At 64.8% G+C, this 13,605-nt stretch carries 8 protein-coding genes; 3 read left to right on the top strand and 5 right to left on the bottom strand.

Annotation, left to right across the window (positions count from 1 at the left end; genetic code table 11):
* Nucleotides 1-11 precede the first annotated feature (11 nt).
* The 5 genes from BX592_RS11985 to BX592_RS12005 all read right to left on the bottom strand — a co-directional run bounded on the left by BX592_RS11985 (nucleotide 12) and on the right by BX592_RS12005 (nucleotide 5,848).
* Entirely contained in the window at nucleotides 12-2,027 is a 2,016-nt protein-coding gene (locus tag BX592_RS11985) for a type II and III secretion system protein family protein (protein WP_481859740.1), read from the bottom strand.
* 315 nt (nucleotides 2,028-2,342) lie between these two features.
* Complete coding sequence (gene cpaB / locus BX592_RS11990) at nucleotides 2,343-3,176, bottom strand: Flp pilus assembly protein CpaB (RefSeq protein ID WP_134191980.1); 834 nt, start codon at nucleotides 3,174-3,176, stop codon at nucleotides 2,343-2,345.
* Between the two features lie 61 nt (nucleotides 3,177-3,237).
* A complete protein-coding gene (locus BX592_RS11995) occupies nucleotides 3,238-4,686 on the bottom strand; it encodes an ATP-binding protein (RefSeq protein ID WP_208327890.1) in 1,449 nt (482 codons plus the stop codon).
* 288 nt (nucleotides 4,687-4,974) lie between these two features.
* The gene (locus tag BX592_RS12000) at nucleotides 4,975-5,511 is read right to left on the bottom strand and encodes an A24 family peptidase (protein WP_134191981.1); all 537 of its coding nucleotides are present in this window, start codon (nucleotides 5,509-5,511) and stop codon (nucleotides 4,975-4,977) included.
* 148 nt (nucleotides 5,512-5,659) lie between these two features.
* Nucleotides 5,660-5,848 (bottom strand): Flp family type IVb pilin, encoded by a 189-nt coding sequence (locus tag BX592_RS12005; RefSeq protein WP_134192022.1) that lies wholly within the window; start codon nucleotides 5,846-5,848, stop codon nucleotides 5,660-5,662.
* Nucleotides 5,849-6,927: 1,079 nt separating this feature from the next.
* On the opposite strand from BX592_RS12005, the gene BX592_RS12010 reads away from it, so the two are divergent.
* The 3 genes from BX592_RS12010 (at nucleotide 6,928) to BX592_RS12020 (ending at nucleotide 13,541) form a co-directional block, all read left to right on the top strand.
* The gene (locus BX592_RS12010; protein WP_134191982.1) at nucleotides 6,928-8,430 is read left to right on the top strand and encodes a sigma-54-dependent transcriptional regulator; all 1,503 of its coding nucleotides are present in this window, start codon (nucleotides 6,928-6,930) and stop codon (nucleotides 8,428-8,430) included.
* A gap of 139 nt (nucleotides 8,431-8,569) precedes the next feature.
* Nucleotides 8,570-10,210 carry an MFS transporter gene (locus tag BX592_RS12015; RefSeq protein WP_377681629.1) on the top strand — a complete coding sequence of 547 codons (1,641 nt, stop codon included), beginning with the start codon at nucleotides 8,570-8,572 and terminating at the stop codon, nucleotides 10,208-10,210.
* Between the two features lie 670 nt (nucleotides 10,211-10,880).
* The gene (locus BX592_RS12020; RefSeq protein WP_134191984.1) at nucleotides 10,881-13,541 is read left to right on the top strand and encodes a mechanosensitive ion channel family protein; all 2,661 of its coding nucleotides are present in this window, start codon (nucleotides 10,881-10,883) and stop codon (nucleotides 13,539-13,541) included.
* Nucleotides 13,542-13,605: the final 64 nt, after the last annotated feature.

Consider the following 13,605-nt stretch of genomic DNA (forward strand, 5'->3'; position numbering starts at 1 on the left):
GGTTCAGCTCGTCAGTGCAGCGAGGCCGGCGGCGTGTCGGGTTGCGCAGCGAGCGGTGTGCTGTCCACGCGCGCGGTCGAGACCGGCTGCGTGCGAGGTTCATCGGGCGCGGCGGTCCGCGCCATTTGCGTTGCGACTGCGGCGCTGGGCTCGGGTGGCTGCGGCGGGCTCGAGACCGACAGCGCGGCGGCGTCGGACGACGGGCTGGGGCGTGGTGCCGGCGTACCGGGTGCGGCAGGCATTGCGGGCGTGACCGGCGCGAGCGGCGGCGTAACCGGGGCCTTGCGCGTGTTCAGGTTCGAAGCGTCCGCTTGCGCACTGCCAGCGGGACCTGCCACCGGCTGCTGACCCAACGCATCCGCTGCTCCGGTGGCCGGCTGCGGAGCGGCCTGCGCGGGCGTCCCATGGCTGGCCGGCACGCTACCTGACGGTTCAGGCGCGACGGCGGGCGCACCCGATGCCGGGGCGGCCGGCGCCGCAGGCTGGCGGCCTTCCATATTGCCGGTTGCATAAACATCTCCTTCGTTGACGTGCGTGAAAGTGTCCGTGGGCATCGGATACGCCCTCGGCAGCGGTTTAGCGAGGCGCGGCGTGACGACGAACACGAGCTCGGTCTTGTCTTCCTGGAAATTCGTGCTGCGGAACAGCGCACCGAGCACCGGCACTTCGCCGACGCCGGGCAGCGCCTTGATCGTGCCCGTCACATTGCTCTTGATCAGTCCGCCGATCGCGAAGCTCTGGCCGTCGTACACCTGGATGGTCGTGGTCGCGCGGCGCGTCGTGATGAGCGGCAGGATCGCCGTGCTGTTGACGCCGCCCGCGGTCACCGCGACACCGGTCGGCGACAGCTCCGACACTTCCGGCGCGACCTTCAGGTTGATGCGGCCGTTCTCGAGCACGGTCGGTGTGAACGTGAGGCCGACACCGAACAGCTCTTCCTGCAGCGTGATGGTCGTGCCGCCGCCGCCATTGCTTTGCGGCACTGGAATAAACACCTTGCCGCCCGCGAGGAAGCTCGCCTCCTGTCCGCTGATCGCCATCAGGTTCGGCTCCGCGAGAATCTTCACGAGCTGGTCGGTCTTCTGCGCGTCGATCGCGAGATTGAGCGGCAGGTTGTTCGCTTTCGATGCGGCCGCGATGCCCAGGCCGCCCGACAGGAATTGCGCGAGCAGACCGAAACTCCAGGAGCCGATGCTGCCTTGCAGATTCACTTGCGCGCCGAGCTGGTCGATCAGCGTCTTCGATACTTCGGCGACTTTCACTTCGAGCATCACCTGTTGCGGCGACGCGATCTGCAACATGTTGATCACGCGCTGCGACTTGTCTGCACCGCCGTTGAGTCCGCCCGCCGCGCCGCCGGCGCCGAACGCGACCGGCATGACGCCGGCGATCGGCAGCGGGCCCGCGCCGGCCGATGCTGCGGCTGCGTGTCCACCAGGCGCCGGCAGCGCGGAATTCGGGCGTGATGTGAATGCATGCGCGAGATCGATGATGCGCGTCGCTACCGTCGCGTCGCTGACGGAGCCGGTCAGCACCAGCGCGTCGCCGGCGGCCATCACCTGCACGCCGCGCTCGTTCGGCATCAGCCGATGAATGGTCTGCTGCAGCCCGGCCGGATCGGCGCCCACGACCACGTCGATCACACTGCATGAGCCGCTCTTGCCTTGCACGATCATATTGGTCGTGCCGATGTCGGAGCCGAGCAGATAGAGCGTCTCCGGCGACACCAGCATCGTCTGCACGATCGCCGGGTTGCCGACCGTGCGCTGCCGGACGGGCTCGCCCAGATTGACGAGCGTCGATTTGCCGAGTGGTACGTTCACCGTGCTCTGGTCGGTGACCGTCCCCGTGCAGTTCGGTCCCTTGCCGCCGCTCACCATCGACAGGCCGCCGGCTCCGCCAGCAGCGCCGCGCGCGGCGCGAGCCGGTGTGTTCGCGGCGACCGTCACCGGTATCTGCGGCAGCGGCACGTCGGCGGCCGCCACCGTTGCCGGAATGGTTGGCGCCTGGATCACGGCCGCCGGCATTGTCCTGCCAATCGGCCCGGTAGCCGCGGACCGGTCGCCGATACTCTCCGCCTGCGCGGTCGGGAGCACCCACAGGAACGCGCCGATCGTTCCCAACATGACGGTCAGCGCAAAGCGTCCTGCCGTCGATCCTTGCATCCTCGCTTCACGTGCTGGCGAGCCATGCGCCAGACGAGCCGATTTCGCGTTCATGTCCTTCCCCCGTTCACGTGCTGCCTTTACCGCTTATATGAGTTGCTGGGTATTGCGTACTGCGTGCTTGTTGTTGCGGGTCCGTTGTTCGTTGTTCGTTGTTCGTTGCTTGTTGTTTGTAGCCTAGAAACACTCTTTCGCCGTCTCGCCGCCGACGATCACCCGCACGCAGTTCGCGGGCTCGCGCGCCACCACCTTGCGGATCGGGCGCGGTGCCGGTGCGGGTGCGGAGGCCGGTTCGGGCGCCGCGACATCGAGCAGCGTCGAGCGCGTCGCGCCGGCGGTCGTCGTGGCCTTCGGGTCGACCTGGTTGCGCAGCACCAGCGACAACGTGCCGATGCTGCGGGCAAGATCGATCTTCTCTGCCTGGTCCGGCGTGACTTCGAGCGTCACCGCATCGACCACTTTCGGCTTGGTCTCGTCGCGCGCCACTTCCTGCGCGATCGCGAGCACCAGAATCTTTTCGAGCACGATCTTCGAGATGTGCTGATCGCGCGAACCGCTCGCCATGCCCGGTTCTTTCTCCGTGTTGACGATGATGTCGACATAGTTGCCCGGCAACGCGAAGCCCGCGACGCCGATCACGTCGTTCACGCGCACCGTGATTGCACGCTTGCCTTCGTTGATCACCGCCGACAGACCGCCGACCGTTCCCACCGGCGACAGCTTCGCCTCGAGCACCGGTTCGCCGTGCAGCGTGCTTTCCTTCAGCACGCGGCCGTCGAGCTTCTGTGGGTCGCTGAACGTGCCCGGCGGCACGCTGGTCGATGGCCAGTCGACCACTTTCAGCACGTCCGGCGTCAGGCGCTGGCCGAGGCTGATATCGGCCGTCGCGACGACCACTTTGGCAGCCGATGAGGTCGTCTGCGAGATCATCCAGCGCGAGCCGAAGACCACCGCCGCCAGGCCCGCCGCCGTCGCGAGCAGCAGCATGAATATCGCGCGTGAGTTGTTCATGTCGGGTCTCCTACTCTGTTCCGTTACTCGATTCTTGATATCGATCGTTGCGTTCGGCGGACTACGCGGTTGCGAATCGCCGGATCACGTCGCCCGCGTGATTCGGCCGCACCGGCAACATCTCCGGTACTCCGGTGTTGGCGAAATAGCTGTTCCATGCACGCTGCAGCGTGTCGGGTGTCGCGATTGGCGGCTCTTCGCGGTACGTTGCGTGCGCAACCACGAGGCTCAGCAGATCGCGCGGATAACATGCGAGCAGCGCGCGGCGGGCATGTTGGTGTAACCGGTGAACCAGGAAATCGAACGCGTCGTCGTCGCAGCGCACGCCGAATTCGCCGCACAGGTTCGTGAACAGCACGCGGTACTCGTGTTGCGGCAGCGGGCCGACGTAGAGCTTGCAGCCCAGACGCCGCAGGAATGCATCGTCGCCGAGCTGTTCGGGCGTGAGGTTGCTGGAGAACGCGAGGCGTACGTCGAACGGCAGCTGGAAACGCGCGCCGTTATGCAGAGACAGCGTTTCGATGCCGCGTCCAAGCGGCGCGATCCAGCGGTTCAGCAGGTCTTGCGGCGCTACGCGCTGGCGGCCCAGGTCGTCGACAATATAGAGGCCGTTGTTCGCCTTCACGTGGCCGGGCGCCTGATAGAAGCCGGTGCCCGCGTCGTAGCAGAGCTCGAGCATGTCGAGCGTCAGTTCGCCGCCCGCCATCACGACCGGGCGTTCGCAGCGCTGCCAGCGGCGGTCCGCGGGTGTCGTCAACGACGTGACCCTGGGGCGCGCAAACGCATCGGCTGCGCTGTCATCGTTCGGCGCGGCCGCGCACGGCGCATGCACGAGCGGATCGAACACCTGCACGATCGAGCGATCGATCAGCAACGCGTACGGCACGTCGATCGTGCCCGGCATCAGCCGCGCGAGCGCTTGGGCCAGATGCGTCTTACCGCCTCCCGGCGGACCGTACAGCAGGATCGGCCGGCCCGAGTTCATCGCGCCGCCGACTTCGTCGACCATCGATTCGGTCAGCGTCAGCCCCGCCAGCGCCGCGCGCGCGAACGAACGCGAGATACGCATCAGGTTGACCGACTGCCGGCCGACGGCCTGCACATAGGCATCGAGTGTCACCGGCGCAGGGCCGACATACGCGCATCTCGCGAGATAGCCGATCGCGCGTACGCGGCCCTCTTCGGTCAACTGGTACTGCACGTCGAAGTCGGCCGCTCCCCGGTGTGTGACTTCGAGTTGGCGCTCGCGAATCATGAAACCTGTGATTTCGTCGAGCACCGGTATCGCCAGCTTCAGGCGCTCCACCAGATGCGCGAGGCTGATCTTGCCTTCGACCGCGGCGGCCTTCGCGGTCAGCTCGGCGAGAAACGGCAGGTCGAGTCCGGTCTGGCTCACCGTCTGCGGGGCACGGCCCACCCCCGCCGACTGTGATGCATGGCCGCGTGACCCGATATCGTGCGTATCGATATCGCGCAGCCCAACCTCGCCCGGTCCATGAGCGTTGTTCATCTGACTTCCCCCGTATCTGGTCAGCTTTGGTATCGCTTCTAGTCCGCTTCTTGCCCGCTTCTTGCCCGTAATCTGGCCGATCTGTGTCCGGCCTTCCCGCCTGCCTGCTTTACTGCGTGCTTCTTTGCCTGCTTGTTTGCCGGTGCTGCATGCTTGTGCCGCATGCTTGTACCGCCGGCTTGTACTGCGTGTTGTCCGCGCGTCCCCCGATACGCGGATCCCCTGCCCTCGCGGAGCCTGTGTCTGTCTGCGCAGACCTGGCTCTCAGTACGTGTTCTGTGCCTCGCGTTACCGCACGCTCAACACGATCGTGCCCAGCGCGCCGATCGCGATCGCGACGCCGAACGGCAGCCTGCCGACGGACACCGCTCGCATCACCTCGCCTTGCTGCACTGCTTGCCGCCACCCGCCTGTTACCGATACCAGCATCGAATACGTGTTCGACAGACCGTCTTTCATGCGTCTCTTCAGCAGCATCACGGTTACCGCCCAGACGCCGCCGACCATGCAGGCGATCATCGAAGTCTCGATTGCGCCGGTGATACCGAGCCACGCGCCGACTGCCGCCATCAACTTCACATCGCCGGCGCCGAGCGCGCGCACCATGTATCCCGGCAGGAAGATCAAGCCGCCAAACAGCCATCCGGCGGACCAGATAGCAAGGCCATCGACTGCTCCGTGCAGCATCCATTGAGCCGGCAGTGCGGCGACTAACGCCGTCGCGACCAGCCAGTTCGGAATGCGGCGCGTACGCAGGTCGCATGCGGCGGCGGTGATCACCAGCAACAGGACACAGGGTCCGAGCGGAAAGGGAACGGCGGTCATCGAAGTCTCCGGTGTGCGGTGCGCTGTAAAACTCGCGACGCGTGGCCTGAAGCGAGCGACCTTTGCGGCGCTTGTGAACCCTGCCGGCCCGGCTCTGCCCCGCCGCGTTGCTTGCGCGGCAGAGCGGGCTTGGCGGGAGCCGCGTCGATCAGGTGCCGGTGTTCTTCGAAGCCGTCTCCAGCGCTTTGGAGATCGTGTCGAAAATCGTGTTGATGCTCGTGCCGGCAAGCGTCGCGCCGCCGATAATCATCACCGAGATCAACCCCACCAGCAGGCCATACTCGATTGCCGCTGCACCTTCTTCGTCACGCAGAAATTGTTGAATAGCGTTCTTCATGCTAACCCCCGTAGAGTGAAGTTGAACCACCGTAAAAAGCCTCCGCGCCTGGATACGCATCGGCAAACTGCCCGCCCAACGTGGACCGGCAAAATCGGCTTCGCCGCCCTGGTTGCTGTGTCCTGTGGTCGCGAATGGTTCGTATGCCATACGAACCATTCGCTCCACTCTTCTTCCGACGTCGCCCCCCATTTGGCCCCGCCGCCTCCACGTTTCGCGGTAGTCCCCGACCGCGAAACGCAAAGTCCTCGAGTTGCTGTCCGATGTCCTGCTCTGACCTTCGATATATCGACCGGTGTTTCCGGACCGCAACGAATCCGCTGTGGCCGAGCTATCGCAATGGGTATGCCATCAGCGCGCAAACCCTTGTCGCGCCGTGTTTCGTGCGTTGGCGAACATCTGCGCAAACGCCTTTCAGGTTGCCGACGTTGCGGGGCCGATACATTTTTTGAAAGGCGTGCGGCGTGCGAAACATGAGAGGAAATACCAGGCGGCGCCGGTAAAAAAGTCTTTGAAGCGTCGGCAAACCCGCAGTGCATATGGGTTCACGGTTAAAACTACCGGCCGCTGGAAAGCCCGATTTGTGCCGCGCGTAGCGTGGCAAATAATGTCGCAACATTGAGACAAGACGCTGCAAGCGCGTATGAAACGCTCACCGAATTGAATCCCGGTTGATACGCGCCAGTGCGCAAGCCTTGCCTGGCGCGGCACCGCGTCTTTCGTCGATGAATCACCGGTGATTCACTCGACCGCACAGGCCATTTCCGCATCCTGATTTGTGCTTATACAAACGGCTTGACCTTTCATTTATTTTTACTTCACGTACCGTATTCATGCGACGATAGGACGATAGCTTTGTCGCTACTAACGGCGACGGATGTGCAGGAACGCAAAGGAATGTCCCGTCGGGCGGACCACTGCGGCACGGCGCAAAGCGGCGCGGTTCAAACGCAAAACGCAGCGCGTGCAACGCACGATCAGGTTCGCGAAGACGGACCGGACCATAACGACCGCTGTCGAAATCGAAGGATCACTGGCCGCGTGCTACCGCGCGTGGCCAACGTCCAACCGGGGGTACCATGCATTCCACCTCAACGTCGGGCGCTACCGAGCGCACCGTGCTTTGCGTGTCATCGGCACCGGATGAGCCTCTCGCCGAATTCCTCACGGCTGCCGGCTGGCATGTCGTCCATGCGAAAACGCCTGCAGCCGCCGAGCGTCTGCTCGATCGCGGCGAAATCAAGGTCGGCCTCGTCGATCTGCCTGAAGACTGCACCGGGCAATATCTGTCCGCGCTCGAGTCCTGCATGCAGCACAGCGAGACGAACTGGGTCGCGCAGATCGCGCCGGGCCGCACCGACGACGAACCGACCAGCCGCTTTATCCTCGACTACTGCTTTGACTTCGTCACGAAGCCGTGCCTGAACGACCGGCTGGTGTTCGCGCTTGGCCACGCGCATGGGCTCTCCAGCCTGCGGCGCACCAGCGTGAAGCCGAAGCCGTCGCTTGGCCGGCACGGCATGGTCGGCCATAGCGAGCAAATGCAGCGGCTCTACCGGCGCCTCGACAAGTGCGCGCAAACCGACGCGCCGGTGTTTATCGCCGGCGAGTCGGGCACCGGCAAGGAGCTCACCGCGCGCGCGGTGCACGACTGTTCGGAGCGCGCGAAGCAGTCGTTCGTCGCGATCAACTGCGCGGCGATTCCGCCGACGTTGTTGCAAGCGGAGCTGTTTGGCCACGAACGCGGCGCATTCACCGGTGCATTGCAGAAGAAAATCGGCCGCATCGAACACGCGGACGGCGGCACGCTCTTTCTCGATGAAATCGGCGACATGCCGCACGAATGTCAGGCGGTGCTGCTGCGCTTCCTGCAGGAAGGCACGATCGAACGCCTCGGCGGCAATGCGCTGATCAAGGTCGACGTGCGCGTGATCTCCGCGACCCACGTCGACCTCGAAACGGCAGTCAGCGACGGGCGTTTTCGCGCGGATTTGTACCACCGGCTGTGCGTGTTGCGTCTGGACGAGCCGCCGCTGCGCGAGCGCGGCACCGATATTCGCCTGCTCGCCGACTACGCGCTCAGCATGTACCGGCAGGACGGCACGCACAAAATTCGCGGCTTTTCGAGCGGCGCCGTGGTCGCGATGTCGAATTACGGCTGGCCGGGCAATGTGCGCGAGCTGATCAACTGCGTGCGGCGCGCGGTCGTGATGGCCGAAGGACGGTTCATTACCGAAGCGGACCTTGGCTTGCCTGTCGCGAACAACGCGCGGCCGAAGACGCTTGCGGAGATTCGCATGCAGGCGGAAATCGAAGGGATCGAGGACGCGCTGCGGCGGCATGGGCACAATCTGTCGTCCGCGGCGGCCGAGCTCGGCGTGTCGCGCGCGACGCTGTACCGGCTGATGAACGCGAACCGGATCCAAACCGATATCACATCGATCCGGCAGGGACGCCGACAGGGGTCCGGCGGCGGCGATCAGGACCCGGACGAGCCTGCCGCGGACCAACCCGCTTCAGACGACCACGCTGCGAACCATCAGGATCGGCACCGGCGCCGGCAAGCTGCCGTCGAGGTCTAGAGTCCAGGTTCGGCCGCCATCCAGCGCCGGACCAGACGCTGGTTCGCACAACCGCCACGCTCGTGCGCGCTGCAGGCACCGCTGCATACAGTGCGCGGCCGTTGTTATGCTTGACCGTGTCACCGGCACGGAAGCGAACTTGGCCCATCCTGACTCCAATCTTTCCGGGCACCCCACGCGGCCCGCGCGATACCGCCCGGCGCCCGTCGCGGTCGGCGCAAGTCCCTGCGACGAACTCGCGATCTGCGGCGCGCAATGCTCGCCGCACGACCGCCGTTCGCACCACAAGCGGCTTGCGCTCGCGGCCACCGTGCTCGGTTCGAGCCTCGCGTTTATCGACGGCTCGGCGGTCAATGTTGCGCTGGCCGCGCTGCAGGCCGAACTGCACGCGAGCGTCGCGGCAATCCAATGGGTCGTCGATGCGTATCTGCTGACGCTGTCATCGCTGGTGCTGGTCGGCGGCGCGCTGGGCGACCGCTATGGCCGGCGCCGGATATTCATCTGCGGAATCGCAATCTTCACGCTCGCATCGGCGGCGTGCGGGCTCGCGCCGAACCCGGCAACGCTGATCGCCGCACGTGCGATACAAGGCATCGGCGCCGCGTTGCTGGTGCCGAGTAGTCTCGCGATCATCGGCGCGGTGTTCGACGACGCCGAGCGTGGCCGTGCGATCGGCATCTGGGCCGGGTTTGCGTCGATCACGTCGGCGTTGGGGCCGGTCGTGGGCGGTTGGCTGGTCGACGCGTGGTCATGGCGCGCGATTTTCTTCCTGAATCTGCCGATTGCGGCGGCGACCGTCGTGCTGGCGCTGGTCGCGGTGCCCAATAGCCATCAGCCAGACGCGCCGCGGCGCATGGATTGGGGCGGCGCGGTGGCTGCCGCAATCGGTCTCGGCGCGCTGACATACGGGCTCACGCTGGCGACGACGCGCGGCTTCGTCACACCCGCCGTGCTTGCGTCGGTGGCGGGCGGCGGAATCGCGCTGATCGGGTTTGTGATGATCGAAGCCGCCAGCCCGCACCCGATGATGCCGCTCGACGTGTTTCAATCTCGCGACTTTTCCGGCGCCAATCTCGTTACGCTGCTGCTGTATTTCGGTGTCGGCGGCGCGTTGTTCTTCCTGCCGTTCACGCTGATTCGCGCGCACGGCTTCACCGCCACGCAAGCTGGCGCCGCGCTGCTGCCTATTCCGTTGATCATCGGCGGGCTGTCGCGCTTCGTCGGCGGTAAACTCGCGGACCGTTTCGGGCCGCGCGCGCTGCTGACCACAGGGTCGATCGTCACTGCGGCAGGTTTTGCGCTATTTGCGCTGGTCCCGCTTATCACCGGCGACGCGTCGTACTGGAGCGCGTTCTTTCCGGCACTCGTCGTGGTCGGTGTCGGGATGACGCTTAGCGTGACGCCGCTTACGACGACCGTGATGACGTCGGTGGAAAACGAGCGCATCGGCGTCGCGTCGGGTGTCAACAATGCGGTGGCGCGCGTCGCGAGCCTGATTGCGATCGCTGCGCTTGGCATCGTTTTCACATGGACGCATGAGGCAGCGTTGTCGGCGCAACTCGACGCGCTGCATATTCCGCATCAGGCGGACCCGGTGCTGCGCGCGGTCGCGCCCGCCGCGGCGCCGCTGGCGGGGCTTGCGCGACACGACGCGAGCGTCGCGCGCGCGGAGCGTGCCGCGCTGGATGCGGCCTTTCGCGCGGTTGCCCTCGTCTGCGCGACCGGAGCACTGGGCGGCGCCTTGTGCGCGGCGCTGATGATTGGACGCCGCCGCAAGTGAGCCGATAAGCGGCTCCTTTTTGATGCCTTTACCAGGCTGGATGGACGAAGGGTTTCCGCGGTTCGTATTTTCGGCATCAGACAGGTGCGATCGCATCGTGCATTGCTGTTAATCTGGCGATAATGGTCCGAAAACATTCGGTATCAACCACCCACGATTCAGTGATGTCATTCGATCGATAACAACCGTGTCAAAGTAAATCACACAGTGTTAATTTAAAATTTTCAGAAATCCGAAATTCGATTAATAACATCGAGAACCTATGTCCATGTCATGAATCTACCGGCCACAACGACCTTGCACGATTCCGCTGACACGAGCAGTCGTTAATTGGCGGCGCGAGCGAAATACCGAACGCTGTTAAATGTCCGGTGCGGCAGCGGTTCAACCTGGTCATCGGCATGCCAATATCGCGCGATTTGCAAACTTGTATTTTTCCGAACTCTGTTTCCGAACCCATCGCACTTTTAAAATTCACCATTATTTCACTTCAACTGAAAGGCGATTTCCGAATACAATTCATGTTGTTCGATCAGCGTGCCGCGGGTCCATTCAGTCCCGAATCCGCGGCACAGATATTGCCCCACCTGAACGACGATCAGGAACTCGCCCCAACATTTCGGTGTCGATCCATTCCGTAATTTCGTAAAGATGTGACGCCTTCCCCTCCATGCGCAAATTTTTCCTCCAATGGCTCTTCCTCGCCCTGGCGCTCCTGCCAGTCGTCGCGGAGTCCGCCCCGCCCTCCCCGCCGGACACGGCAACCCCGCCTGTCAAACTGACCCCCGAACAAGCCCGCCAGGCGCTCGATGTCCTGAATGATCCGCAACGTCGCGCGCAGGTAACGGACACGCTGCACGCAATCGCGGCCGCGGGCGCGCTCGCGACGCCGCCGGTCGCGGCCAGTCCGGCGGCGGCCACCACGGCGGCGCCCGCGTCGGCTGCGAGCGCGCCGCGCGCGCTCAAGTCGAACGGCCTCGCCGCGCAACTCGCGCGCCAGGGCGCCCGTTGGCTCGAAGACGCCGGCTCATCGATCAAGCGCTCAGCCATCGTGCTGCTCGACACGAATTCCGTGCGCGCCTGGTGGCACGGCGAAGTGCAGAACCCGGAGGAACGCGCAAAGCTGGTCGCAATACTGTTAGCGATTGTCGGCACGCTGCTGCCGGCAATCGTGATCGAATGGATCGCACGCCGGCTGCTGCGGCGCGCACGTGTCGCAATCGCGGCGCGCCGCCAGCATCGCGAAGCCGCGCTCGGCATCGACGAGCAAGACGGCGTGGACGTGGAAGCGGCACAAGCCGTGCAAGCGGCAGGCGTGCCCGCGCAACAAGTCGACGAAGCGGGCGCGTCCGCCTCTACGTCGGCGTCTACTTCACCGTCCACGTCCACGGCAACGGTCCCGGCTGATGCCAGGTCCACGTCCGCGACCAGCCCATCGCGCTCTGCATCGGCGCCATCGCCGATGTCCGCCACCGCCACAAGCGCCGAGCAGCACCAGAAGGAAGTACGCAGCCAGCGCCACGCGGCGACGCACTGGACGCTGCTGCAACGGCTGCCGCTTGCCGCGCTGCAACTGCTGCTGCGTCTGCTGCCGCTGGCCGTGTTTGTCGGCGCGGCGAGCGTGCTGATGTCGATACTCGCAAAAGACGGCTCGCCGCAAGAACACTCGCTTAGCGTGCTGATCGACGTCTATGTAATTTGCCGTGCGATCGTCATCGCATGCGGCTTTTTCCTGCAAGCGGACGCACCGGCGCTGCGCCTGTTCCGGATGCCGGACCGCTGGGCGATTTTCGTGCAGCGCTGGGTGATCTGGATTGTCAGTGCGATCGGCGGCGGCATCGTGGTAGTTGAAGTCGCGGTGGCGCTCGGTCTGTCCGAGTCCGCGCATCTCGCGCTGGTGAAGCTTGTCGCACTCGCCGGACACATCCTGTTGTCGGTGATGATTCTGCAATGCCGCAAACCGGTCGCCGAAGCGATCCTTGCGCGCGCGAAGGACACCAGCAGTCCGGTCAAGCTGCTCGGCGAAGGCTTCGTCGACCTGTGGACCGGCGTCGCGATCTTTATCGTAATGGCGTTGTGGTTCGTCTGGGCGCTCGACGTGCAGAACGGCTACCGCACGCTGCTGCATCTCGGCGGCATTTCCGTTGCGGTGCTGATCGGCGCACGCGTCGCGTCGATCATCCTGTTCGGCGCACTCGGGCGGCTCTTCCGCGCGGAAGACGAGAACGAGCGTTCGCTGGTCCATCAGCATGCGTACCGTTACTACCCGCTCGCGCGGCAGCTTGTGTACGCGGCGCTTGCGGTGGTGACCGTGCTGATCCTGTTGCAGGTCTGGCATGTCGATGTCTGGCAGTTCTTCGCGCAAGGCACGGTCGGCCATCGGCTCGCGTCCGCACTCGTGACGATCTTCGTCGCTGCGTTCTTCGCGCTGTTCGTGTGGGAAGCGGTGAATGTCTCGGTCGAGCGGCGTCTCGCGCGCTGGACCGATAGCGGCGATCTGCTGCGCGCCGCGCGGCTGCGCACGCTGCTGCCGATGCTGCGCACCGCGCTGCTCGTCGTGATCGCGTTGGTGGTGGTGCTCACCGGCCTCTCCGAACTTGGCGTGAACACCGCGCCGCTGCTCGCGAGCGCAAGCATCTTCGGCGTCGCGCTCGGCTTCGGCTCGCAAAAGCTCGTGCAGGACTTCATCACTGGCATCTTCCTGCTGATGGAAAACGCGATGCAGGTCGGCGACTGGGTCACGCTCGCGGGCGTCTCCGGCACCGTCGAATATCTGTCGATCCGCACCGTGCGACTGCGCGGCGGCGACGGCTCGCTCTATACGGTGCCGTTCAGTTCAGTATCGACCGTGAACAATACGAATCGCGGGCTCGGTAACGCGGCGGTCAGAGTGAGCATCGTGTTCGGCGCGGATCTCGATCTCGCGATCGATACGCTGAAGGAGATCGGCGCATCGCTGCGCGAAGACGACCGGTTCAAGAACGGCATTCTGTCGGACTTCGCTTTCTGGGGCGTCGATGCGCTCGACGGCGCGTCGGTCACGCTCGCGGGCCAGGTGCAGTGTCGCGACTCGGCGCGCTGGGGTGTGCAGCGCGAGTTCAACCGGCGCATTTTCGAGCGCTTCAGCGAGAAAGGCATCGCAATTGCGAACCCGCAGCGCTCCGTGCTGGCACCGGAAGATGGCCGGCTGCCGGTTGCGCAACTGAACGGGCGCGGCGAACCGCAGCATGATTTCGACGCGGACGACGACGATTCGCGTGCGGCGGGCCGGGAGCGGGATGGGAAACAGGACGACGACGCCAATCGTCCAACCAGGCATCGCGCTAACTGAGGCGCTAACTGACGCGCGAATCGAAGCTTTGCCTGGCGAACATGCCGATCGCGAGAATCATCAC

Origin of the sequence: Paraburkholderia rhizosphaerae (assembly GCF_004366595.1) — a bacterium.
Classification (GTDB): Bacteria; Pseudomonadota; Gammaproteobacteria; order Burkholderiales; family Burkholderiaceae; genus Paraburkholderia; species Paraburkholderia rhizosphaerae.